The sequence below is a fragment of the Algibacter luteus genome (assembly GCF_030344935.1).
GTDB classification, from domain to species: Bacteria; Bacteroidota; Bacteroidia; order Flavobacteriales; family Flavobacteriaceae; genus Arenitalea; species Arenitalea lutea.
In genome coordinates this window covers 2,264,397-2,289,071 of record NZ_CP128313.1, presented here as the reverse complement: position 1 = coordinate 2,289,071, position 24,675 = coordinate 2,264,397, and the positions used below count along the sequence as shown (strand labels likewise).

At 31.0% G+C, this 24,675-nt stretch carries 21 protein-coding genes; 13 read left to right on the top strand and 8 right to left on the bottom strand.

The window, feature by feature from the left end; genetic code table 11:
- Positions 1-9 precede the first annotated feature (9 nt).
- From O5O44_RS09605 to O5O44_RS09590, 4 genes are read left to right on the top strand one after another with little or no spacing between them, the layout of a single operon-like run.
- Complete coding sequence (locus tag O5O44_RS09605; protein ID WP_289194156.1) at positions 10-1,140, top strand: DegT/DnrJ/EryC1/StrS family aminotransferase; 1,131 nt, start codon at positions 10-12, stop codon at positions 1,138-1,140.
- Complete coding sequence (locus O5O44_RS09600; RefSeq protein ID WP_289194155.1) at positions 1,137-3,098, top strand: polysaccharide biosynthesis protein; 1,962 nt, start codon at positions 1,137-1,139, stop codon at positions 3,096-3,098. Before O5O44_RS09605 ends, O5O44_RS09600 begins: the two co-directional genes overlap by 4 nt.
- Before the next feature lie 44 nt (positions 3,099-3,142).
- On the top strand, positions 3,143-3,919 hold the full coding sequence (locus O5O44_RS09595) for a polysaccharide biosynthesis/export family protein (RefSeq protein WP_289194154.1): 777 nt from the start codon (positions 3,143-3,145) through the stop codon (positions 3,917-3,919).
- Between the two features lie 43 nt (positions 3,920-3,962).
- On the top strand, positions 3,963-6,326 hold the full coding sequence (locus O5O44_RS09590) for a GumC family protein (protein WP_289194153.1): 2,364 nt from the start codon (positions 3,963-3,965) through the stop codon (positions 6,324-6,326).
- A 71-nt stretch (positions 6,327-6,397) separates the two neighbouring features.
- Here O5O44_RS09590 and aroB read toward each other — a convergent pair whose 3' ends face one another.
- A complete protein-coding gene (aroB, locus tag O5O44_RS09585) occupies positions 6,398-7,465 on the bottom strand; it encodes a 3-dehydroquinate synthase (protein WP_289194152.1) in 1,068 nt (355 codons plus the stop codon).
- A gap of 94 nt (positions 7,466-7,559) precedes the next feature.
- On the opposite strand from aroB, the gene O5O44_RS09580 reads away from it, so the two are divergent.
- Positions 7,560-8,735: a proline dehydrogenase family protein gene (locus O5O44_RS09580; protein WP_289194151.1), complete on the top strand. Its 1,176-nt coding sequence runs from the start codon at positions 7,560-7,562 to the stop codon at positions 8,733-8,735.
- A gap of 2 nt (positions 8,736-8,737) precedes the next feature.
- Here O5O44_RS09580 and O5O44_RS09575 read toward each other — a convergent pair whose 3' ends face one another.
- From O5O44_RS09575 to O5O44_RS09560, 4 genes are all read right to left on the bottom strand, one after another.
- Positions 8,738-9,808 (bottom strand): SDR family NAD(P)-dependent oxidoreductase, encoded by a 1,071-nt coding sequence (locus O5O44_RS09575; RefSeq protein WP_289194150.1) that lies wholly within the window; start codon positions 9,806-9,808, stop codon positions 8,738-8,740.
- A 101-nt stretch (positions 9,809-9,909) separates the two neighbouring features.
- Entirely contained in the window at positions 9,910-10,503 is a 594-nt protein-coding gene (locus tag O5O44_RS09570) for a sugar transferase (protein ID WP_289194149.1), read from the bottom strand.
- Between the two features lies 1 nt (position 10,504).
- Positions 10,505-10,879, bottom strand: coding sequence for a hypothetical protein (locus O5O44_RS09565; RefSeq protein ID WP_289194148.1), 375 nt, complete (start codon positions 10,877-10,879; stop codon positions 10,505-10,507).
- Between the two features lie 32 nt (positions 10,880-10,911).
- Positions 10,912-12,114: an alanine dehydrogenase gene (locus O5O44_RS09560; protein WP_289194147.1), complete on the bottom strand. Its 1,203-nt coding sequence runs from the start codon at positions 12,112-12,114 to the stop codon at positions 10,912-10,914.
- 190 nt (positions 12,115-12,304) lie between these two features.
- On the opposite strand from O5O44_RS09560, the gene O5O44_RS09555 reads away from it, so the two are divergent.
- Positions 12,305-14,725 (top strand): TonB-dependent receptor domain-containing protein, encoded by a 2,421-nt coding sequence (locus tag O5O44_RS09555; protein WP_289194146.1) that lies wholly within the window; start codon positions 12,305-12,307, stop codon positions 14,723-14,725.
- A gap of 5 nt (positions 14,726-14,730) precedes the next feature.
- On the opposite strand, the gene O5O44_RS09550 is transcribed toward O5O44_RS09555, so the two are convergent.
- From O5O44_RS09550 to porX, 3 genes are all read right to left on the bottom strand, one after another.
- Positions 14,731-15,273, bottom strand: coding sequence for a hypothetical protein (locus tag O5O44_RS09550; RefSeq protein ID WP_289194145.1), 543 nt, complete (start codon positions 15,271-15,273; stop codon positions 14,731-14,733).
- Positions 15,274-15,554: 281 nt separating this feature from the next.
- Positions 15,555-15,959: a tRNA (adenosine(37)-N6)-threonylcarbamoyltransferase complex ATPase subunit type 1 TsaE gene (tsaE, locus tag O5O44_RS09545; protein WP_289194144.1), complete on the bottom strand. Its 405-nt coding sequence runs from the start codon at positions 15,957-15,959 to the stop codon at positions 15,555-15,557.
- A gap of 91 nt (positions 15,960-16,050) precedes the next feature.
- Positions 16,051-17,598 (bottom strand): T9SS response regulator signal transducer PorX, encoded by a 1,548-nt coding sequence (gene porX, locus O5O44_RS09540; protein WP_289194143.1) that lies wholly within the window; start codon positions 17,596-17,598, stop codon positions 16,051-16,053.
- Between the two features lie 78 nt (positions 17,599-17,676).
- On the opposite strand from porX, the gene O5O44_RS09535 reads away from it, so the two are divergent.
- The 7 genes from O5O44_RS09535 to sucD are packed head-to-tail and all read left to right on the top strand — an operon-like array spanning position 17,677 to position 24,631.
- Entirely contained in the window at positions 17,677-18,897 is a 1,221-nt protein-coding gene (locus O5O44_RS09535) for an HD domain-containing protein (protein WP_289194142.1), read from the top strand.
- Positions 18,898-18,954: 57 nt separating this feature from the next.
- Positions 18,955-19,977: a UDP-3-O-(3-hydroxymyristoyl)glucosamine N-acyltransferase gene (gene lpxD / locus O5O44_RS09530; RefSeq protein WP_019388632.1), complete on the top strand. Its 1,023-nt coding sequence runs from the start codon at positions 18,955-18,957 to the stop codon at positions 19,975-19,977.
- Positions 19,968-21,374, top strand: a complete 1,407-nt coding sequence (locus O5O44_RS09525) for a bifunctional UDP-3-O-[3-hydroxymyristoyl] N-acetylglucosamine deacetylase/3-hydroxyacyl-ACP dehydratase (protein ID WP_289194141.1) — start codon at positions 19,968-19,970, stop codon at positions 21,372-21,374. The genes lpxD and O5O44_RS09525 overlap by 10 nt, the downstream gene beginning before the upstream one ends.
- Before the next feature lie 2 nt (positions 21,375-21,376).
- A complete protein-coding gene (gene lpxA / locus O5O44_RS09520; RefSeq protein ID WP_019388630.1) occupies positions 21,377-22,162 on the top strand; it encodes an acyl-ACP--UDP-N-acetylglucosamine O-acyltransferase in 786 nt (261 codons plus the stop codon).
- 37 nt (positions 22,163-22,199) lie between these two features.
- Positions 22,200-22,766, top strand: a complete 567-nt coding sequence (efp, locus tag O5O44_RS09515; protein WP_289194140.1) for an elongation factor P — start codon at positions 22,200-22,202, stop codon at positions 22,764-22,766.
- Positions 22,767-22,768: 2 nt separating this feature from the next.
- Entirely contained in the window at positions 22,769-23,701 is a 933-nt protein-coding gene (locus tag O5O44_RS09510; protein WP_289194139.1) for a UDP-3-O-(3-hydroxymyristoyl)glucosamine N-acyltransferase, read from the top strand.
- A gap of 57 nt (positions 23,702-23,758) precedes the next feature.
- Entirely contained in the window at positions 23,759-24,631 is an 873-nt protein-coding gene (gene sucD, locus O5O44_RS09505) for a succinate--CoA ligase subunit alpha (RefSeq protein WP_019388627.1), read from the top strand.
- Positions 24,632-24,675: the final 44 nt, after the last annotated feature.

The window sequence follows — 24,675 nt, the reverse complement described above, 5'->3', positions numbered from 1 at the left end:
CTAAACTAAATGTTGACTAAAACTAAAATATACTTATCATCTCCGCACATGGGAGGCTCTGAACAAAAATTTGTAGATGAAGCTTTCGCTACTAATTGGATAGCGCCATTAGGACCTAATGTTGATGGATTTGAAAATGACTTAAAGAGTTACTTAGGAGAGAACAATTACGTAGCAGCTCTAAGTTCTGGTACCGCGTCAATTCATTTAGCATTGCAAATATTGGGAGTAACGCATGGAGATGAAGTATTGTGTCAAAGTTTCACTTTTTCAGCATCTGCTAATCCAATAATATATCAAGGTGCGACACCAATATTTATTGATAGTGAAGCAGAAACATGGAATATGTCGCCTGAATTGTTAGAAATTGCAATAAAAGATCGAATTGAAAAATATAAAAAGCCAAAAGCAATAATAGCAGTTCATTTATATGGTATGCCATATAAAGCAAATGAAATTAATGCTATAGCAAGAAAATATAATATTCATGTTATTGAAGATAGTGCGGAGGCATTAGGAAGCACTTATGATAACAGAAAATGCGGAACACTTTCAGATATTGGAATTTTATCATTTAATGGAAATAAAATAATTACAACTTCGGGAGGCGGAGCTCTAATTGTAAAGAGCAAAGAAGATAAAGATAAAGCAGTATTTCTTTCAACACAAGCAAGAGATAATGCACCGCATTACGAACATTCTTCAATTGGATTTAATTATAGAATGAGTAACGTTTTGGCAGGAATAGGACGAGGACAGATGGAGGTTATTGATGAAAGAGTTCGAGCTAGAAGAAAGAATTTTGAATTTTACAAAAATCATTTATCACAGTTTAATGAAATAAAATTTTTAGAAGAACCTGAAAATTTTTATTCAAATAGATGGATAACTTGTATTGAAACTGAATCCTTTGAACTCAGAGAAAAAATAAGATTAGAATTTTTAAAAGACGATATAGAATCGAGACCACTATGGAAGCCAATGCATATGCAACCAATTTTTAAAGATTATTTGCATTTTACAAATGGCACCTCAGAGCATTTATTTGAAAAAGGACTTTGTTTGCCTAGTGGATCTAATTTAAGTCATGACGACTTACAACGTATTCTTGATAATATTACTAAAACCCTCAAAACATGATAAACAATTACTTTGCCTATTACTCACAAAAGTATGCTTCAAAATGGCTAGTTTTTGGGATAGATTTATGTCTATTATTAGTTACATTTTTCTTAGCATATTTTATAAGATTTAATTTTACTTTAGATTTTGATTTAAAGCAATTTTTCTTTGAAATACCTTTTGTATTGGTTGTATCAGCTGTAAGTTTTTTAGTTGTAGGATCTTTCAAAAGTGTTATCAGACATACTGGTTTTACAGATGTTGTTAACGTCTTTAAAGCAATTGTTTTAATGGCTTTTATTTGTGTTGCAATTGTGTCAATAAACAGATTTACCAATATTATTCCTGGTTTTACGATACCACTTTCTATTATAGTTATGCACGCTTTACTGAGCTTTGTTACGCTTAGCGCCAGTAGACTGTTGTTTAAAATGACTTATAAATATTTAAAATCTAAATTATTATTAACTAGGAGAGTCCTGATATATGGAACTGGCGATTCTGCAATAGTAACATATAACGCTTTGTTAAATAATGCCAAAACTAGCTTTGATATACTTGCTTTTGTTGATAGAGATAATAAGAAGAACGGAAAAGTAATCAATGGTGTTAGAATAGTTTCTTGCTCTAATTTAGACTTAAACTATGTTGAAACTAATGACGTTGATGAAATTATTGTTGCCGATCATAATACAGACTCTGGAATGTTGATGAAACTTCTTGATGCACTTTCTGATTCTGAAGTTAAAATAACCAAAGTTCCTCCAATTGAGCAATGGATAAATGGCGAATTAAGCGCCAAACAAATAAAGCAAGTTCAAATAGAAGATTTATTAGGGAGACCACCAATTGAAATTGATAATCCTAATTTAATAAATGAATTTAGAGGTGAAACAGTCCTTGTAACTGGAGCAGCGGGTTCTATTGGTAGCGAATTGGTTAATCAATTATCAAATTTTGATGTAAAACATTTAATTTTAGTGGACCAAGCTGAATCTGCGCTTTATGACGTTCAGCAAGACTTAAAGCGTGACGGGAAGCATAATTACACAGCTATTGTTGCAGATATTAGAGATGGTTTAAGAATTGACTCAATTTTCCAAACACATAAGCCTACTATGGTTTTTCACGCAGCTGCTTATAAACATGTTCCTTTAATGGAAAAAGCACCTTATGAAGCTATAAAAATAAATGTTAATGGCACTAAATTGTTAGCCGACACGGCTTCTAGATATAATGTGAAGAAATTTGTCTTTGTATCTACAGATAAAGCTGTTAATCCAACAAGTGTAATGGGAGCTACCAAGCGAATTGCAGAAATGTATATTACGTGTCTCCAGAAAGAAAGTAAAACCAAATTTATAACAACACGTTTTGGAAACGTATTAGGCTCTAATGGTTCTGTAATTCCTTTATTTAAAAAACAAATTGAAGCAGGCAGTCCATTAACGTTAACTCACAAAGATATTACTCGATATTTCATGACTATTCCTGAAGCCTCACAACTGGTGCTTGAAGCAGGAACAATGGGTAAAGGTGGAGAGATTTTTATTTTTGATATGGGTGAGTCGGTTAAAATCTTTGATTTAGCCAAAAACATGATAAGACTCTCTGGTTTAAGATATCCAGAAGATATCGATATCAATATTACAGGTTTAAGACCAGGTGAGAAATTATATGAAGAGTTGTTAGCTAATGGAGAAAATACATTGTCTACTTATCATAAAAAGATTTTAATTAGCAAGACTAGAGAGCTAGATTATGCGAAAGTAAAATCTGAAATAGAGGAACTTTGTATTACCAATCGTTTTCAAAATAATAATATTGTAATGAAAATGAAAAGCTTAATACCTGAGTATAAATCTAATAATTCTGAGTACGAAAAGTTCGATACAAGAGTTGAAATCTACAAGAAAGCTAAAGGAATTTTAGAAAATAATTCTAAAGATTCTAAAGTTTTCAAGTCTGTTCAATAATCTTTGATTAAAATCTTGTATTTTACTTCCCAAATCCTTAACAAATGATTCTAAATTCTATTAAAAAGAAGATTGTATTAAGCTATGCATTCATCTTAATCTCATTATTATCTTGTGTTTCTAAAAAGGAAGTAGTTTATTTTCAAAATGCGAAAGACTTTGAAACTATAGTTGATACTGACACATTTACTCCAAAATTCAAAGTGAATGATATAGTTAGTATATATGTATCAACTTTTGATTTAGAAGCTGTGAAACCATTTAATTTATTTATTGATGGTGGTGGCGGTTCGGCTCAACCACAATTAATCGATTATTTAGTAGACAATGAAGGAAATATTGATTATCCAGTTTTGGGTAAGGTTAAATTAATAGGTTTAACCGTTCAAGAAGCCCAAGAATTATTTAAAGAAAAACTTGCACTATACCTAAAAGATCCAATAATAAATATAAGGATATTAAATTTTAGAGTATCAATTTTAGGTGAAGTACGTTCACCAGGGAGATATGAAGTTTCAGGAGAAAGAATAACGATTTTAGAGGCACTTGCTTTAGCTGGAGATTTAAATATAAAAGCCCAAAGAGATAATGTTTTGGTAATCAGAGACTTTAATGGTACAAAAACATATACAAGAGTAGATCTTACGAATAAAGAATTATTTAATTCTCCCGTATATTATTTAACACAAAATGACGTTGTATATGTTGAGCCTAACAATTCCGCAGTAAGCAGCGCATCAGGTGATACGCGAATTGGTACAATTATTAGTATTTCTTCTTTTTTAATTACTACAGCATTGATCTTTGTTACAAGAAATTAATTTTATTTTTTTAATTAATTTTGACAACTAAATCTTTCAAATAATGAAACAAAATATAGATTTTAAAAAAGAACTAACATTCTATTTAAAGCAATGGAAATGGTTTGCACTAAGTTGTGCCATATGCATTGGATTAGCTTATTTTAATTTGAGATATACGCAACCTGAGTATAATGCTTATGCCAAAATTATGTTAATGGAAGATGATGGTGTGTCAAACCCAGCAGAGGAGATACTTAAAGATTTAGGTAAACTTCCGTCAGGTGATAGTAAGAAAGTTGAAGATGAAATAGAAGTTTTAAAATCAAGGAGGTTAATGAAAGGTGTAGTGAAAAGACTAGGCCTTAATAAAAGTTTTTTTGCTCAAGGACGTATTTATAGTTCTGAATATTTCCCAATAGATAAAGCGCCATTAAATATAAGTTTTCTAGTATCAGATACACTAGTTGATAAAACTAAATTCAATTTTAGTTTAAATATTTTATCGGAAACAGAATTTAACTTCAATTATTTCTTGGAAAATGAAGAAGAAATTTCAAAGAAATCTTATTTCGGTAAAAATGTAGAAACACCCATGGGCGATATTTTAATAACCCCAAATACATCAAAAATAGGAAACTTTGCTGGACAAACTTTTCATGTTCAGATAAAGCCAGTTGATAAGGTTGCCGAATATTATAGAAATGCGGTAAAGATAAAGCAAGCTTCTGAGTTTTCCATGGTATTAAATTTGTCACTTAACGATCGTGTTGTAAGTAAAGCAAAAGCTATTTTAGACACGTTAGTTGATGAGTATAACAGAAAATCCATAGAAGAAAAGAGTGCAAAGTCTAATAATACTGCCGAGTTTATAAATAAGAGAATTAACTTAATTGCGTCAGATTTAGGTAAGGTTGATGATGAAATAGAGCAGTTTAAAACAGGAAATAAGCTAACAAATATAACTTCTGAAGCCAATTTATATTTACAATCGAATGCAGAAACCGAACAAGAATTAGCTAATTCGCGTACTGAGTATAATAAAATAAACTTTATGCGAAATCAACTAAGCGAAAATTCATTTGATCCAATACCAGCTAATATAGGTTTAGCAAACGGTTCTGTTAATTCTATAGCTAGTAAATATAATGAACTGTTAGACAATCGTAATCGACTTTTAAAAAGTTCGAATGAAAAAAATCCAATTATAGTCAATTTAGACCAGCAATTACTTGCATTAAAAAATAGTTTAAAGGTGGGGTTAAATAATTCTGCCGAGGCGGTTGGACTTCAAATTAAGAGTCTAGAAAATCAATCATCTAAACTAAATTCTAAGATTTATGCTGTACCAGGACAAGTTAGACAATCTAGAGATATAGAGCGTGAGCAAGGTATTAAAGAGTCATTATATTTATATCTTTTACAAAAACGAGAGGAGGCAACCATATCATTAATTTCAACATCTCCAAATGCAAAAATTATTGATTCTGCACACTCAACATATAATGCGGTATCTCCTAATAAAACTATAACTTACTTTGCTTCATTTATTATTGGATGTTGTATTCCTTTTGGTTTTTTCTATGTTAGAAATTTATTAGATACAAAAATACATAATAAGGAGGATTTGGATAAAATAGTAAATGGCATGACTGTTTTAGGTGAAATACCAAGAGTATCTGGTAACAGCAATTCATTAATAGAACGTAATGATAGATCAATACTATCTGAGTCTTTTAGAATAATAAGGACCAACTTTGATTATATAAGACGTGGTAAAAGTGATAATAAATACAATAATGTAGCTTTTGTTACTTCAACAATTAATGGAGAAGGTAAATCTTTTTTTAGTTTAAACATGACTTTAACCTTGGCCAATACAGGGAAAAGAGTTTTATTAATTGGAGCAGATATTAGAAACCCTCAAATCTATTCAGCTTTTAATGTTAAAAAACAAACGAAACTGGATAAAATTGGGCTTACCGAGTATTTATCAGATAAAGAAGTTAATATTTCTGATACTATTAATAATTATAAGATTAATGATATTGAAATAGATATTTTACTCTCTGGTAAGGTGCCTCCTAATCCTGCGGAATTACTTATGAGCGACAGACTACAAGATCTTTTCGATACAGTATCTGAAGATTATGATTATGTGATTGTAGATACTGCGCCTTCAATGTTAGTAACAGATACTTTATTAATCAGTCAATATGCTGGTCATACCATTTACTTAACAAGAGCAGACCACACTGAAAAGAAGATTTTGAATTTTGCTAAAGAGTTACATGCTGAGAAGAAACTAAATCATATGATGTTTGTTGTAAACGATGTAAAACAGTCAAATTTCGGTTATGGTGCCAAATATGGATATTACGGTACACCAGAAAAGAAAGGGTTATTTAGCAGGTTTAGAAAAGCTTAAAGTGAGAATTATAAACATAAAAAAAAAAGCATCATTTATTGATGCTTTTTTTATTAATATCTATTTTTACATTACGATGCGTAATATTTAAATGATGCTATTATTAATTTATTATCAACTAAGCAGTCAATTTTCGGTTTTCCTATATCTTCTAGAAGCACGAAATTGATATTACCGTGATTGTTTTTCTTATCATATTTTAATAGCTCAATTATTGCAGGATAATCACTTTCTTCAATAGTTACTTTATTATAATAGCTTAAAAACAATTGTTTTATTTCGTCAGTAGTCTTTTTTGGGAATCCAACCAATTCACTAGAAATGTAACTAGCTAAAATCATTCCAACAACAATAGCTTCACCATGTAATAAAGTCTTTTTGTTTGGATGACTTAAAAAATAAGATTCTACGGCATGGCCCAATGTGTGCCCGTAATTTAATGTTTTACGCAATCCATTTTCAAACGGATCTTCTTCAACTACATTCTTTTTTATCACAACCGATTCATGAATTAATTCATCCAAATCATCTAAAGAGAGTTTTGATAAATCTTGAAATTTATTCCAATAATTCTCTCCTGTTATAAGTCCGTGTTTTAGCATTTCTGCTAATCCAGATTTCATTTGATTTTGAGGTAAAGTATCTAAAAAATGTGTATCAATTAACACCAAATCAGGATTACTTATCACGCCAATTTGATTTTTTAAATGGCCTAAATCAACTCCTGTTTTTCCGCCAACTGATGCATCAACCATAGACAATAGCGTAGTTGGTACATTAATAAAAGTAATACCTCTCTTAAAAGTACAAGCAACAAAACCGCCTAAATCTGTAATAACACCACCTCCAATATTAATCATTAAACTTTTTCTGTCGGCATCTAATTCTGATAGAGTGTTCCAAACGCCTACACAAGTATCTATTGTTTTATTTATTTCGCCAGATTCAATTTCAATAATTTCAATTGTTAGTTCGGTTTCCAGCTTTTCTAAAAAAATTGGTAAACAATATTGATGTGTATTTTCATCAACAAGAATGAAAATCTTTGAAAAATTATTTTTATCAATATGCTGATTTAAAGAAGTATAACAATTATTATTAAAATGAATAATACTATTGTTAGCTTTAATGGAATCCATAAATGAATTATTTTTTTTAAGGCTGTGAAATTAAGGAGTTTTTATATAAAATGATAACTTCGCTATAATTATCTTTGAATAAATTTTTCAATTAATGAATACAGATTTAATTTTTGACAATACCGAAATCGCATTTTCGTTAAAAACCGATTCTGAATTAGAACGAGCGTACTTCTTGTTTAAAATGATTTCAATTGAGCCTTTGGTTCGTATTGGAACAGTTGCCACTAACTTCGCCATAAAAGCGCATTTACCCATTGAAGGTCTAATAAGATCTACCGTTTTCGATCATTTTTGCGGTGGTGTGAATGAAGAAGACTGCTTATCTGTGATTGATAAAATGTATGATAAAGGTGTGAGTTCTGTTTTGGATTATTCTGTTGAAGGAAAGGAAAATGAAAAGGAATTTGACTCTGCAAAAGATAAAATATTAAAAATTATTGACTTTGCTAAAGAACTTAACGCGATACCAATCGCTGTATTTAAGCCGACAGGGTTTGGACGTTTGTCGTTATATGAGAAGATAACAAAAGGGGATAAGTTAACTGTTAAAGAACAGAGTGAATGGGAAAATGTTGTTAATAGATTTGATGCGGTTTGCAGAAAAGCCAAAGCCAATGATGTTGCAGTTTTGATTGATGCAGAAGAAAGCTGGATGCAAGGTGCCGCAGATAGTTTAGTTACGCAAATGATGGAGAAGTATAATACTGAGAAGCCAATAGTATACAATACTTTACAGATGTACCGACATGATAGATTAGATTTTTTAAAGGTAGAACATAAAAAAGCTAAAATTGGTAAATATTTTCTAGGGTATAAACTGGTAAGGGGCGCATATATGGAGAAGGAGAATGAAAGGGCTGAAGAAAAAGGTTATAAATCGCCTATTTGTAAAAGTAAAGCTCTAACTGATGAAAATTTTAACGCTGGTCTTCGTTATATTTTAGATAATTTAGATTGCATGTCTGTTTTTGCAGGTACGCATAATGAAGACAGTTCGTATTTATTAATGAATCTCATGAAAGAAAAAGGTCTTCTTAATAACGACCCTAGAATTTGGTTTGGGCAATTATATGGCATGAGTGATCATATAAGTTTTAATTTAGCTAATAAAGGCTATAATGTGGCAAAATATATCCCATTTGGACCAGTAAAGGATGTTATGCCTTATTTAATAAGACGTGCTGAAGAGAATACATCGGTGGCAGGACAAACTGGTAGGGAATTAGCATTGTTAACCAAAGAAAAAAAGAGAAGAAAAACACTTTGATGTTAGAGGTACGATTTTAAAATACTTTTCACATCTATACTAGATGTTTCATAGTTGATTTCTAATAATCCAGAAAAATTAATATTTTTAGGCTGAATGGTTTTTTTTTGTTTTACTCCAAGAATTTCAGGGTGCTCTGTTTTAAAAAGTTCTTCATCTATAGAAATAATTTCTTCATGAAGTTTTTCACCTGGTCTTAATCCAATAATTTTTAATTCATGTGTTTTTGCTTCACTGTTGCAAATCAAATACATTCTTTCAATTAAATCTGATATTTTAACAGGATTACCCATATTGAAAGTATATAAATTGTAATCGAATTTTTCTAATGTGGCTAATTTTAAAATTAGGTTGCAAGCTTTTTGTTTACAGATAAAATATCGGGTTACATTAATATCAGTTAGTGTAATTGGTAGGCCTAACTCTATTTGTTTTTTTAATAATGGAACTATAGAGCCATTGGACCCTAGAATGTTGCCAAATCTTGTTGATACGAAAACCGTGTTAGTTTTAGAATTTAATAAGTTTAAATAATTTTCTGCTATTCTTTTTGTTAGGCCCATTATACTAATAGGATTTACAGCTTTATCAGTAGAAATAAAAAGGAATTTTTTAACTTTAAACTCACAGCTTAAATCTGCTAATAATTTTGTACCAAAAATATTCAATTCCAATGCCTTAATTGGGTTGCTCTCCATTAATGGCACATGCTTGTATGCTGCTGTGTGAAAAATAAGTGTAGGTTTATATTTTTCAAAAACTTGAGTAATCGAATTTTGGTTTGTAATATCAATTAATATAAATTCTACTTTGGATGTATCTTTGAACTCTAATGATTTAATGAGCTCATATAATGGTGATTCGGCATTATCAATTAAAATGAGTTTTTTGAATTTGCAATGAATCAGTTGTTTTGATAATCCACTACCAATCGAACCAGCAGCACCAGTAATTATAATAGTTTCATTAGTAAAATCGTAACTGGAAGAATTGGAATATTGCTTAGTTTTATCAGGAAAGAGATCAGAATCATATAATAATTTATCAATATAATTAGCCATTTCTTTATTCATATAAACCAGTAAAAGTTTTCAAGTAGAAATTAAGTTCGTTATTTAATCTATATGCAAATTATGAATAATAATGTTTAGCCACAAATTGACTATTCAATCCATTATTTAGTTATTACTTGAATTATTGTAAGACCAATAAGTTTTAAATCAAAAAAGAAATTTTGTCTTTTAATATATTCCTTATTATACTTTAATTTATCAGGGATAATAGTTTTTATGAAAAATTCTTCAGGATCATTCGCAGCTTTTAAAAGCTCAACTTCATTCCTATATTTAAGAGAAGCTAAACCCGTAATACCTGGTCTAACCTTAAATATAGTCATATCATCCTGAGAATAGAAATTAACATAATATCGTAACTCTGGTCTAGGACCCACAAAACTCATATCTCCTTTAAGGATATTAAGTAGTTGTGGAAACTCGTCTATTTTGTAACGTCTTAAAAAATATCCGATTTTGGTTATTCTAGAGTCGTGATTTCCTAATGTAAGTAATCCTTTTTTATCAGATTGAACCCGCATGGTTCTAAATTTATAAATATTGAAGTCTGTATTGTTTTTACCAACACGACCTTGAATAAAAAAAACAGGTCCTTTTGAATCTATTTTTATCAAAAGAGCGATTAGTAAAAGAAAAGGAAATAATACAATTAATCCAATAATTGAAAAAACAACATCAAAAAGTCGCTTTATCATTTTACTGAAGTGTTTTAAAGTCTAAAACCGTTGCAATACTATCACAGTTTTCAACAGTTAACAAAACGTCATTATCATTATAAGTACCTTCTACAACATATATTCCACAAGGTTCTTGTCTTGGATTACTTTCAGAAAAGTTTATATCTCCTTTTTTTAGAACGAAATTAATGCCAGTAGAATCTATTGTTTTGTTGATTAAAAGATTGGATAGTGTTTCACTATACTTTATTTTTTTAGAATTTATATTTTTTAAAACTCTTGCGTCAGGACCATAACTACATGATGTTTTTTTTCCATTTAGAAAGAAAGCTAAAATAATAAGTCCTAAAGAAAATCCTCCAAGATAATATCCAATTCGTTGAATAAGTTTCATTTAAAAATGTTTAATGAGGCAGAAAATAGATTTTAAAATATAAGTAAGTTTACATCACTATAATTTAAATCAAACCATTCGCCAACAGATTTACTGGTTAAAATACCGTGGTAAAAGTACAATCCATTTTTTAAACCTTTATCAAATCTTAAAGAATTTTCAATCCCGCCATCTTCGGCAATTTTCAACAAATATGGAGTAAAAATATTACTAATAGAAACAGTTGCTGTTCTAGGATATCTTGCCGGAATATTTGGTACGCAATAATGCACCACATCATGTTTTATAAAAGTAGGCTGCTTATGCGATGTAACTTCACTAGTTTCAAAGCATCCACCCATATCAATACTTACATCTATTATAATTGCTCCCTTTTTCATGGATTGAACCATAGCGTCTGAAACTACAATTGGTGATCTGTTAGAGCCTCTTACCGCACCAATAACAACATCGCAGCGTTTTAACGCTTTTAATAAGTTTTTAGGTTGAATGGTTGATGTAAATAAAGGCCTGCCAAGTTGCGATTGAATGCTTCTTAACTTTGTTATCGAATTATCAAACACTTTAACACCTGCTCCAAGGCCTATAGCACTTCTCGCAGCAAATTCGCCTACTGTGCCAGCACCTAAAATGACAACTTCTATTGGTGGTACGCCGCTAATATTTCCAAACATTAAGCCATTACCAGCGTTAGAGTTTGAAAGTAATTCTGAAGCAATTAAAACTGAAGCGGTTCCAGCAATTTCACTTAACGATTTTACGGCAGGATAACTGCCATCAGTATCTCTTATAAACTCAAAAGCTAAGGCTGTAATTCTTTTGGATGCTAAAGCTTCAAAATATTTTTTAGTTTGTGTTTTAATCTGAAGTGCTGAGATTAAAATAGTTTGCGGATTTAAAAGTTTTATTTGCTCTAGGGTAGGAGGTTCTACTTTCAATATCATGGGGCATGAAAATACTTTTGCGGTATCTTTTGTGATTTCGGCCCCAGCCTCACTATAATCTTTGTCGCTAAAATTGGCGCCTTTTCCGGCCCCAGATTCTATTAAAACGCGATGTCCATTATTTACTAAAGCGTAAACAGCATCAGGTGTTAAACATATTCGTTTTTCTTGAAAAGCGGTTTCTTTTGGAACTCCTATAAAAAGCTCTCCCTTTTTCTTAAATATTTCAAGGGTTTCTTCCTGTGGAAGTAGTTGTTGTTTTGTAAAAGGCGAAAGAGGTTGTTTCGACATGGTTAGGTTTAATTATAAAATTTCAAATTACAAATAAAAATTTTAATCATAATAAATTACGAAAGATAAATCCATTTGAAATTTTAAATATGTTTACTACCAATTTGCATGTTAAATATAAAAACAACTTTATATCTGCAAATTTGATGTGTAAATAAATTATTATAAGTTTGTTTTCATAAATTTGAGTATGCTTAGAAAATTTCTTCCCCACATTTTTATATTTTTCACTTCTTTATGCTTTGCTCAACAGTTTAATATTAGCGGTAACGTTGTTGAAACAAGTAATTTACCTGTTGCATTTGCTAATGTGGTACTATTCAATGCTGAAAACCCTGATTTTATAAAAGGTACAACAACAGATGATGATGGAGCTTTTAGGATTGATAATATAAGTGTCGGGACATACACTTTAAAAATTAGTTTTTTAGGATTTGAAGACTATTTGAAAGAAATAAACCTCAATGAAGATTTACATCTAAATCTTATTGTACTTAACGAATTAGTACAAAAACTTGATGATGTTACAATAGTTGCTAAAAGACCTACAGTAAAGAGAATGGTTGACAGGTTGGTGTTTAATGTTGAGAATTCAACCCTTTCTAATAATAATGTATTAGATGTTTTAAAGCATGCACCAGGTGTTTTGGTAAATAACGACAAAATTACCGTAAAGCAATCTACACCTACAATTTATATCAATGACAGGAGGGTGCATTTATCCTCTAGCGAAGTGCAACAACTTCTGGAAGGCACCTCAGCAAGTAATATAAAGTCTATTGAAGTTATTACGAGTCCTCCAGCAAAATACGAAGCCGAAGGTGGTTCGGTTTTAAATATAATTACATCAAAAAATATTGTTACTGGATATAATGGTAGTGTATTTGGAAATTATAAGAAAGGCATTGAATATCCAAAATATTCATTTGGAACAAGTCATTTTTTTAAAGCTAAAAAGCTAAATACATATTTAAATTATAATATTAGTCCAAGAAAAGATTATAGAAATGATGACGAGTTTGTAAATTTTATTGATGGAAACGACGACATAACTTCTAGTTGGGTAACCGATTTTAAACGAACTCGTGAAACATCAAACCATAATATTAATGCAAATATTGATTATGATTTAAATAAGAATAACAGTTTGGGGTTTTCAACAAATATCCTTATCTCACCAAGGGAGAACACGCAAACTGATGTGAATTCTATAACAGATGTTTTTAATAGTAATAAAGTTTTAGATTCTACATTTATAACTGATAATCGAAAAGTAGATGAAACGTTCAATCTGGCATTCACTTTAGATTATTTGCACAGGTTTAAAAAGCAAGGGGAGAAGCTTGCAGTAAGTGCCCATCATACCAATTACGATTTTTCAAGTTTTCAAAATGTCGATACAGATTATTTTTTTCCTGATGCGTCATTAATTAGAAATAATAGATTTCAAACTTTTGCAAGTCAAGAAATTAAGCTTTATACCGGTCAGTTAGATTATGAATTGCCTGCTGGCGATGGTGGTTTGTTTTTAGCAGGTATGAAAATCTCGAATATAAACTCTAAAAGTATTTTAACGCAATTCAATTTTGAAGATGATATTAGAGAACAAGATTTGCAAAATTCTGATACATTTTTTTATGATGAAACAAATTACGCCGTTTACTTTAGTTTCGCTCAAGATTGGGAATCTTGGAGTTTAAAATTGGGTTTGAGAACGGAACTGACAGATATCAAATCTAATTCTATTTCTACAAATACAAATAATGATAATGAATACGGAAAGTTTTTCCCGTCGCTTTATATTTTGCATAATTTAAATGAAAACAACGAAGTTTATTTTAATTATAACAGACGAATTTTCAGACCAAGATATAGTCAGTTAAACCCATTTAAATATTTTTTAAATGATAACACGTACATAACTGGAGACCCAAATTTGCAGCCTCAAATAGATGATGTTTTTACTTTAGGTTATACCTTTAACCAAAAATATACTTTTGAAGCTTATTATCGTTATGAAAGTAATCCAGCAATAGAAATATTGTTTCAGGATAACGACAATAATTTATTAAAGATTATAAATACGAATATTGATAGAAGTATTTCTTATGGATTAGATTTTACAACGTATACTTCAATTACTAATAATTGGGATTTATATTTATTATCCTCGCTATTCTACTATGATAATCAATTTTTTGCTATTGAAAGCGATAACGTGTTATCAAGTACTGATCAATGGAGTTTATATTCGCAAATTGTTAATTACTTATCTTTTTTAAGTGATAAAAGTTTGACCGCCGATATAGCGTATTTATACATTTCACCATTGGTAGAAGGCGCTTCTAGTTTTAATGAAAGATCTAGCCTTGATATTAATATTAAAAAAGCACTATGGAATAATAGGGCATCTGTGAGTGTTGGTGTAACAGATTTATTTAACACATTAAATGTTAATCAAACTACTAAATACTTGAATCAAGATCTTTTGTTAAAATCGAGGTTAGAAAACAGATTAATAACCTTTGGTTTTAATTATAAGTTTGGGAATTTTAGATTGAGTAATAATAAAAAAGAAATAGACCTTAATGAGCGAGAGCGCTTAGAATAACTTTTTTAAAAATAAGCTTTAATTTTTTCCCAAAAGTTTTTAGGTGATATTTTAAATTCTGCTTCTAGTTCTTCCAAGGATTTATTGGCATCATTTATTTTGTTGAAAATTCTAGCTCTAATCAGGTATATTGATGGAATAACAATAGCCATTACTGGAATTAAATATACCATTTGTAATTCATCCACATAAGATAAATCATCATTTAATATATTCATAATTTGAAATACATACATGGCAATAGGCACAAGTAATACATGGTACCACCAGTGTCTGCATGTAAAAAACCAAATAAATAATAAGTAAACAGGAACTAATTTACCTGTTAAAATCCAAACTGCAGTTTTAGCGTTTTCGTAGAAATTACTATTAAAAGTAAATAAAAAAGTGTCCCAAATTTGATTATCTGGAACACTTTCATATAAATAAAACAAGTAAGGAGTCACAGCAATTAAAGTTGCTACAACAGTACCTGTAACTAAGCTTCTTTTATCCTCTGGGAGCAAGCTTAATTTTACTTCTTTCGATTTTTGCGGTTGCTTGTGCATCAACATTATATGTGTTTGCAGCTTGAGCTAAAAATAACACGCCTCCGAAAATTGCAATTGCAACTAGATACTTTTTAGTCTTCATATTTATAAGGGATTTAATTAATTAATAACCCAAATGTAAATAAAGACTATCTTGAAGTTAATCACCAAATGTTAAAATTATGTTAAAAACATTGATTTTTAAAATTCGTGATGTGGGTTTCCCGTAAAACTTCAAAATCTAAAGGAAATATGCTATTTATGAGCCATATGCTAGTGGTTTATTTGGTTGTTTTCTATTATTTTAAACTTATAATTCTGTTGTTATTGTCGTCTAAAATTATTTCAATTTTATCCGCATCTTGGTGTAAAATGGCTTCTATTTTTTCAGGCCATTCAATGAGTTTCCAATGCTCGGAATCTAAATAATCTTCTATACCAAAATTATAAGCTTCTTCAATATCATTTATTCTATATAAATCAAAATGAAATATTTTTCCATCTTGCAATTTATATTCATTTATAATTGAAAATGTTGGGCTACTTACATCATCATTACTTCCTAAAACTTTTACTAAGGCTTTTATTAGGGTAGTTTTGCCAACGCCCATATGCCCATAGAATAATATCGTTTTTGTTTTTGTATTCTTTAAGAGGTTTTTAGCTACTTGTTCAACCTCATTTATGCCGTAGCTAATTTTCAATTGCTATTAAATTTATTGGCAATATTAATTAAAATAAATAAGATATCCTAAAAAAAATTGCATTTCATCGGTAATATATGCTTTTTATAGATTATTTTGGATTATAAACTACAAATGGAATTATCATTTCTTCAAGTGAGACACCTCCATGTTGATAGGTGTTTCTGTAATAACTAACATAATGATTATAGTTGTTAGGATACGCAAAAAACAAATCGCTTTTCGCAAATATATACGAGCTACTCATGTTTATAGAGGGTAGGTGAAGTTCTTTAGGATCTTTAGCGAATAGTACGTCTTTACTGTCATAGGTAAGACTTCTTCCAGTTTTATAACGTAGATTTAGGCTAGTTTCTCTATCGCCAATTACTTTTGATGGATTTTTCACATTTATAGTGCCATGATCGGTAGTTAAAATCAATTTAAACCCTAATTGTTGAGCTTGTTGTATCATTTCCAATAGTGGTGAATTTTTAAACCAACTTAATGTTAAAGATCTATACGCTTTATCATTCGATGCCAATTCTTTAACAACTTCCATTTCGGTTTTAGAATGCGAAAGCATATCAACAAAATTGTAAACCACAACGGTAAGATCATTATTTTTTAAAGACTTGAAATTCTCTGCTAATTTCTTACCCGTTTTCAGATTTGTAATTTTGTGATATTCATAAGATAAATCAGTTAAACCTAATCGTTTCATTTGACTGTTTAAAAAATCGGCTTCGTGCAAGTTTTTGCCACCATCATCAGTATCGTTTTTCCAATATTCAGGAAATAACTTTTCCATATCACTTGGCATGAGTCCAGAAAAAATAGCATTTCTTGCATATTGAGTTGCCGTTGGAAGAATACTAAAAAAGGCATCTTCTTTGTCTTTCTTAAAGTAATTATTAACTATCGGTTCAAAAACTTTCCATTGGTCGTAACGCAAATTATCTATTACCACCAAAAGTGTTGGTTGTTCCTTGCTTATTTCGGGTACTATTTTTTCTTTAAATAATGTATGCGACATTATAGGCGCATCGGTATTTGGCTTAAACCAATTGGCATAATTTTTTTCAATAAATTTTCCGAATTGAATGTTGGCTTCATTTTTTTGAGATTCTAAAATCTCAAACATGCCTGCATCTTCAATATCTTCTAGTTGAATTTCCCAATAAATTAATTTTTGATAAAGGCTAACCCATTCTTCATAGCTATTTACCATAGATAAATCCATGGCTATTTTTCTAAATTCTTGCTGGTAATTTGAAGTCGTTTTCTCTGAAACCAATCTAGAATGATCTAAATTCTTTTTTAAACTTAAAAGGATTTGGTTTGGGTTTACTGGTTTAATTAAATAATCGGCAATTTTGTTACCTATGGCCTCTTCCATTATATATTCTTCCTCACTTTTTGTGATCATAACTACAGGAAGATTGTCTTTTTTCTCTTTAATTTCATTCAATGTTTCAAGTCCTGTTAAACCTGGCATGTTTTCATCTAAAAATACAATGTCAAAACTATTTTCATCTAAAACGTCAATAGCTTCAGAGCCACTATTGCATGTAGTAACGTGATAGTTTTTCTTTTCTAGAAATAAAATATGAGGTTTTAGTAAATCTATTTCATCATCAACCCAAAGTATTTTTATCATATTCTTTTATTTATATTGTTAAGTCCATTATAGGCTCTTATGTTTATATTTGTATTGTAAAAAGTAAAAAGTTAAAGTTTGAACAAACTTAAAATATTAAACGACCCAATTTACGGATTTATTACTATTCCAAATTCGCTAATTTTCGATTTAATACAGCACAAATATTTTCAACGGTTACGTAGAATTACACAAATGGGCATGTCTTATTTGGTTTATCCAGGTGCTCATCATACAAGATTCCATCATGCTATAGGTTGCGTGCATTTAATGCAGCAAGCTGTTAATGTACTTCGTTTTAAGGGAGTTACGATTTCTGAAGAGGAGGAAACGGGACTTTACGTTGCTATTTTGTTGCATGATATTGGTCATGGTCCATTCTCTCATGCCATGGAACATTCTATAGTCAATAATGTATCTCATGAAGAAATTTCGTTGCTTTTTATGGAACAATTAAATGAAGAATTTAACGGAAGTTTAACGCTTGCAATCGAAATATTTAAAGGGATATATCCAAGAAAATTTATGTGTCAACTAATTTCGGGACAATTAGATATGGATCGGGCCGATTATTTAAAACGCGATAGTTTTTACACTGGTGTAGCCGAAGGTAATATAAATAGCGAACGCTTAATAACCATGTTGAATGTGGTTAATGACGAATTGGTTGTTGAGGAAAAAGGTATTTACAGCGTTGAAAAATTTATTATAGCAAGACGATTAATGTATTGGCAAGTGTACTTGCATAAAACAGGATTGGTTGCAGAACAATTATTAATTAGGGTGTTACAGCGAGCCAATGAGTTGCATGATTTGGGTTATAAACTCAATGCAAGTGATGCTTTAATTTATTTCTTAAAAAACGATGTTACTTTAGAAGAGTTTAATAGTGAAACGTTAAATATTTTTTCACAATTAGATGATTTCGATATTATTTCAGCCATGAAAGATTGGCAATATCATGAAGATTTTGTTTTAAGAAATTTGTGTGAAATGATTATAAATAGAAATCTGCTTAAAATTAAAATAAAGAATAATATCATTAAAGAAAATAGTTTAAAAAAGCATATTGATGCGATAATTAAAACTTACAACATATCAGAGCATGAAGCTAAATATTTTGTTTTTACTGGTAGTATTTCAAACCAAGCCTACCAGTTAGATACTAAACAAATTAATATTCTTCACAAGTCTGGAAAAATAGAAGATATTGTAAAAGCTTCAGACCAATTGAATCTTAAGGCTTTATCAAAACCAGTTACAAAACATTATATATGTTATCCAAAGGCTAAACTTTAGTACATTTTTCCTATTTTTGCGTCATTCAAACAAAAAACAACATCAAACTATCAAAGTGTGAAATTTACAGCACAACAAATAGCAGGAATATTAGAAGGTGATGTGGTTGGAAATCCAGATGTTGAAGTATCAAAACTTTCCAAAATCGAAGAAGGGTTTGAAGGGTCTTTAACATTTCTTGCAAATCCTAAATACACAAACTATATTTATACTACTAACGCTTCAGTTACTATTGTAAATAAATCGTTTGTTGCCGAAAACGAAATAAAAACGACTTTAATAAAAGTTGAAGATGCCTATGAGGCGTTTTCGAAACTATTGGAGTATTATAATCAAGTAAAGAATAATAAGGAAGGTATTGAGAGTCCTGTATATATTTCAGATTCCGCAAGGTATGGTGAATCAATTTATCTAGGTGCATTTGCTTACATAGGTGAGAACGTGGTTATTGGAGATCATGTGAAAATTTTTCCAAATGCCTACATAGGAGACAATGTGACTATAGACGACAATACTTCGGTTTTTTCAGGGGCTAAAATTTACTCTGAAACCATCATAGGTAAAAACTGTGTTATACATTCTGGAGCCATAATAGGAGCAGACGGTTTCGGTTTTGCGCCTAACGGCAATGGAGTATATAAAAAAGTACCACAAATAGGTAATGTTATTTTAGAAGATTTTGTAGATGTTGGCGCTGCAACAACTATTGATAGAGCTACTCTTGGATCAACTATTATAAGAAAAGGTGTAAAGCTTGATAATCAAATTCAAATTGCTCATAATGTTGAAATTGGTAAGAATACTGTAATTGCTGCTCAAACAGGAATTGCTGGCTCTACTAAAATAGGAGAGAATTGCCAAATTGGAGGACAAGTGGGTATTGTTGGTCATATTACAATAGGGAATAATGTTAAAATTCAGGCTCAATCAGGAATAGGAAGACATGTAAAAGACAATGAAGTACTTCAAGGTTCTCCTGCAATACCTTACGGAGACTATAATAAGTCTTATGTGCATTTTAAAAATTTGCCAACTATAGTTAAAAATATTAATGATTTAGAAAAGAACAAATGGGAATAGTTAATACTGAAATCAAGCAGAAAACTATAAAAAAAGAAGTTTCTCTTACAGGAGTAGGATTGCATACTGGTAAAGATGTAACCTTAACTTTTAAGCCTGCACCGGCAAACTCAGGATATACGTTTAAAAGAGTTGATTTAGAAGGTGAGCCTTCTATAGAAGCAGATGCTAATTATGTTACTAACACACAACGCGGTACTTGTTTAGAGAAAAACGGGGTATCTATTCAAACATCCGAGCACGTTTTAGCAGCTTTAGTTGGAATGGATATTGATAATGCTATTATTGAACTTAACGCTTCTGAACCTCCAATAATGGATGGGTCTTCTAAGTTTTTTGTGGAAGCCATTGAAAAAGCGGGTGTTGTTGAACTTGATGCGTTTAGAGAAGAGTTTGTAGTTACAGATATTGTGTCCTATGTTGATGAAGAATCTGGTAGCGAAATCTTAGTAATGCCTGCTAAGGAATATCAAATTACTACTATGGTAGATTTTGGAACCAAAGTTTTAGGGACTCAAAATGCAACTTTAAATCAGGTTTCAGATTTTAAAAAAGATATCGCCAACTCACGTACATTTAGTTTCTTGCATGAAATTGAAATGCTTTTAGAGCACGGTTTAATAAAAGGAGGCGATTTAAACAATGCTATTGTTTACGTTGATAAGGCATTATCTCCAGAAACCATGGAAAAACTAAGAGGAGCTTTCAAAAAAGATTCTATAAAAGTTAAACCAAACGGTATTCTAGATAATTTGACTTTACACCATCCAAATGAAGCTGCAAGACATAAGTTATTAGATGTTTTAGGAGATTTAGCTTTAGTAAGAACTAGGATTAGAGGTAAAGTTATAGCTAACAAACCAGGGCATTTTGTAAATACTCAATTTGCGAAAAAACTATCAAAAATTATTAAGAATGAGCGTCGTAATAACGTTCCAAATATAGATTTGAATCAACCTCCATTAATGGATGTTGTTCAAATTATGGATATGTTACCTCACAGACAACCATTCTTGCTAATAGATAAAGTATTTGAGCTTTCAGACCACCACGTTGTTGCAACAAAAAGTGTGACTATGAACGAGGAATTTTTTAAAGGCCATTTTCCGGGAGCTCCAGTAATGCCGGGTGTTTTAATTGTTGAAGCTATGGCTCAAACGGGAGGTGTTTTAGTTTTAAATACGGTTCCAGATCCTGAAAACTATTTAACGTTTTTCATGAAAATGGATAATGTAAAGTTTAAACAAAAAGTAATGCCTGGTGATACGTTAATATTTAATTGTTCGTTAATCACTCCAATACGTCGTGGAATTTGTCATATGCAAGGTTATGCGTATGCTAATGGTAAATTATGTGCCGAGGCGGAATTAATGGCTCAAATCTCTAAAGTAAAATAATTATGAACCAACCACTTGCTTATGTGCACCCAGGTGCGAAAATTGCAAAAAATGTAGTCATTGAACCATTTACAACCATACATAACAATGTAAAAATTGGGGAGGGTACATGGATTGGTAGTAATGTTACCATTATGGAAGGCGCTCGAATTGGTAAAAACTGTAATATATTTCCAGGGGCTGTAATTTCTGCGGTTCCTCAAGATTTGAAATATAACGACGAAGATACCACTGTTGAAATTGGCGATAACGTGACCATTAGAGAATGTGTGACTATAAATAGGGGAACAACCGACAGAATGAAAACCGTTATTGGTGATAATTGTTTGATTATGGCTTATTGCCATATCGCTCACGATTGTATTGTTGGAAATAATTGTATATTTTCAAATAACAGTACTTTGGCAGGGCATATTACTATTGGAGATTATGTAGTATTAGCTGGTATGACTGCTGTTCATCAATTTGTTTCGGTAGGAAATCATGCTTTTGTGACAGGTGGATCTCTTGTTAGAAAAGATGTGCCACCTTTTGTAAAAGCTGCAAGAGAACCTTTGTCATATGTTGGCATTAACTCCGTAGGATTAAGAAGAAGAGGCTTTTCAACAGAAAAAATCAGAGAAATTCAAGATATTTTCAGAATATTATATCAAAAAAATTACAATAATACCCAAGCAGCAGAAATTATCGAAGCTGAAATGGAAGCAACTCCAGAACGTGATGAAATTCTTCAGTTTATAAAAAATTCACATAGAGGTATTATGAAAGGTTATTTTAAATCAAACTAACCAAACAAACAAAAATAATTATTCAATAAGTAGTATTATGGCAAGCACAAGTGATATTAGAAACGGATTATGTATTAGATATAATCACGATATTTTTAAAATAATAGAGTTTTTACATGTAAAACCGGGTAAAGGACCGGCCTTTGTTAGAACTAAACTTAAAAGTGTAACAACAGGAAAAGTAATTGATAATACCTTTTCTGCAGGTCATAAAATTGAAGATGTTCGTGTTGAAACACACAAATTTCAGTATTTGTATAATGATGGTGAATTTTATCATTTTATGAATGAAGCTGATTATACGCAGATAAGACTTTTAGAAGCTGCTTTGGATAGACCAGATTTAATGAAAGAAGGGGAAGTGGTTACAGTATTAATCAATACTGAAGATAATATGCCACTTTCTGTTGAAATGCCAGCAAGTGTTATTTTAGAAGTCACTCATACCGAGCCTGGGGTTAAAGGTAATACCGCTACTAATGCAACAAAACCAGCAACGGTTGAAACTGGTGCTGAAGTAAATGTACCGTTGTTTATTAATGAAGGTGATAAAATAAAAATTGAAACTGAAAAAGGGACTTACAAAGAACGTATCAAAGACTAAGATTGAAATTTCCAAAACCACATACATTAAAGGAAGTAGCAGAATTAATAGACTGTAAGTTTGTTGGTGATGCTAATTTTCAGGTGCTTGGAATGAATGAAATTCATGTAGTAGAACGTGGAGATATAGTTTTTGTAGATCATCCTAAATATTACGATAAAGCCTTAAATTCAGCAGCCACCATAGTTTTAATTAACAAAGAAGTTGATTGTCCTGAAGGGAAAGCATTATTAGTTAGCGATGATCCTTTTAGAGATTTTAATAAACTTACAGACCATTTTAAACCCTTCCAGAGTTCAAGCAATTCAATTTCAGCCACTGCGAAAATTGGTGAGGGTACGGTTGTTCAACCTAATTGCTTTATTGGTCATAATGTGACTTTAGGAAAAAATTGCATTATTCATTCTAATGTTAGTATTTATGATGATGCAGTAATTGGTAATAATGTAACCATTCATTCAGGAACGGTTTTAGGAGCCAATGCTTTTTATTACAAAAATAGACCAGATGGCTATGATCGATTAAAGTCAGGCGGACGTGTTGTTATTGAAGATTATGTGGATATCGGTGCTTCGTGTACAATAGACAGAGGAGTTTCAGGAGATACAATTATTGGTGAAGGCTCAAAACTTGATAATTTAATTCAAGTTGGCCACGACACCGTAATTGGTAAAAAATGCTTAATAGCATCGCAAGTTGGTATTGCTGGCTGTGTGGTAATTGAAGATGAAGTTACACTATGGGGTCAAGTTGGTACTACAAGTGGTATTACCATTGGTAAAAAAGCAGTTGTTCAAGGACAATCAGGCGTTACTAAATCTATTGAGGGAGGAAAGGTATATTGGGGCACACCAGCCCAAGAAGTGCGTGCCCATCTTAAAGAAATGGCTTCAATAAAGCAAATTCCAAATATTTTAAAACAATTAAAAAATTAATATAATTAAGTGGTTACAAAAAATTATATTTGTGCAACAATATTCAAATAATATAAAATGAGCGTATTAGTTAATAAAGATTCAAAAATAATTGTTCAAGGTTTTACAGGTAGTGAAGGTACTTTTCACGCTAGTCAAATGATTGAATATGGTACCAACGTTGTAGGAGGTGTTACACCAGGTAAAGGTGGACAAACGCATTTAGATAAACCTGTTTTTAATACGGTTTTAGAAGCTGTTGAAAAAGTTGGTGCAGATACCACTATTATTTTTGTTCCACCAGCATTTGCTGCCGATGCAATTATGGAGGCTGCTGATGCAGGTATTAAAGTTATTATTACTATAACGGAAGGTATTCCTGTAGCAGACATGATTACAGCGTCTAGTTACATTAAAAATAAAGGATGTCGTTTAATTGGTCCTAACTGCCCTGGTGTTATTACACCTGGAGAAGCAAAAGTTGGAATTATGCCAGGTTTTGTATTCAAAAAAGGGAAGGTTGGTATCGTTTCAAAATCTGGTACTTTAACTTATGAAGCTGCAGATCAAGTTGTAAAACAGGGGTTAGGTATTACAACAGCTATTGGTATAGGTGGTGATCCAATTATTGGAACAACTACAAAGGAAGCTGTTGAGTTATTAATAAACGATCCAGAAACAGAAGCTGTTGTTATGATTGGTGAAATTGGCGGTCAGTTAGAAGCTGATGCAGCTAATTGGTATAAAACGAGTGGAAGTAAAAAGCCTATAGTTGGTTTCATAGCTGGAGAAACTGCACCTGCTGGACGTACCATGGGTCATGCTGGAGCTATTGTTGGAGGTAGTGACGATACTGCACAAGCTAAAAAGAAAATAATGAAAGCATGTGGTATTCACGTTGTGGATTCACCTGCGGAAATAGGAAAAAAGGTAGCAGAAGTTTTAGCTTAATTCTTAATACATATTTAAAAAAACCTTGCAATCTTGTGAGGTTT

What these genes read in the sequence shown, in the direction of transcription:
- O5O44_RS09565 (WP_289194148.1), bottom strand. Translation starts at nt 10,879, where the DNA reads ATGAAACTTATTCAACGAATTGGATATTATCTTGGAGGATTTTCTTTA.
- porX (WP_289194143.1), bottom strand. Translation starts at nt 17,598, where the DNA reads ATGATAAAAATACTTTGGGTTGATGATGAAATAGATTTACTAAAACCT.
- sucD (WP_019388627.1), top strand. Translation starts at nt 23,759, where the DNA reads ATGAGCGTATTAGTTAATAAAGATTCAAAAATAATTGTTCAAGGTTTT.
- O5O44_RS09570 (WP_289194149.1), bottom strand. Translation starts at nt 10,503, where the DNA reads ATGATAAAGCGACTTTTTGATGTTGTTTTTTCAATTATTGGATTAATT.
- lpxA (WP_019388630.1), top strand. Translation starts at nt 21,377, where the DNA reads ATGAACCAACCACTTGCTTATGTGCACCCAGGTGCGAAAATTGCAAAA.
- O5O44_RS09555 (WP_289194146.1), top strand. Translation starts at nt 12,305, where the DNA reads ATGCTTAGAAAATTTCTTCCCCACATTTTTATATTTTTCACTTCTTTA.
- O5O44_RS09600 (WP_289194155.1), top strand. Translation starts at nt 1,137, where the DNA reads ATGATAAACAATTACTTTGCCTATTACTCACAAAAGTATGCTTCAAAA.
- O5O44_RS09525 (WP_289194141.1), top strand. Translation starts at nt 19,968, where the DNA reads ATGGGAATAGTTAATACTGAAATCAAGCAGAAAACTATAAAAAAAGAA.
- efp (WP_289194140.1), top strand. Translation starts at nt 22,200, where the DNA reads ATGGCAAGCACAAGTGATATTAGAAACGGATTATGTATTAGATATAAT.
- O5O44_RS09595 (WP_289194154.1), top strand. Translation starts at nt 3,143, where the DNA reads ATGATTCTAAATTCTATTAAAAAGAAGATTGTATTAAGCTATGCATTC.
- O5O44_RS09580 (WP_289194151.1), top strand. Translation starts at nt 7,560, where the DNA reads ATGAATACAGATTTAATTTTTGACAATACCGAAATCGCATTTTCGTTA.
- O5O44_RS09590 (WP_289194153.1), top strand. Translation starts at nt 3,963, where the DNA reads ATGAAACAAAATATAGATTTTAAAAAAGAACTAACATTCTATTTAAAG.
- aroB (WP_289194152.1), bottom strand. Translation starts at nt 7,465, where the DNA reads ATGGATTCCATTAAAGCTAACAATAGTATTATTCATTTTAATAATAAT.
- O5O44_RS09550 (WP_289194145.1), bottom strand. Translation starts at nt 15,273, where the DNA reads ATGCACAAGCAACCGCAAAAATCGAAAGAAGTAAAATTAAGCTTGCTC.
- O5O44_RS09575 (WP_289194150.1), bottom strand. Translation starts at nt 9,808, where the DNA reads ATGAATAAAGAAATGGCTAATTATATTGATAAATTATTATATGATTCT.
- O5O44_RS09560 (WP_289194147.1), bottom strand. Translation starts at nt 12,114, where the DNA reads ATGTCGAAACAACCTCTTTCGCCTTTTACAAAACAACAACTACTTCCA.
- O5O44_RS09605 (WP_289194156.1), top strand. Translation starts at nt 10, where the DNA reads ATGTTGACTAAAACTAAAATATACTTATCATCTCCGCACATGGGAGGC.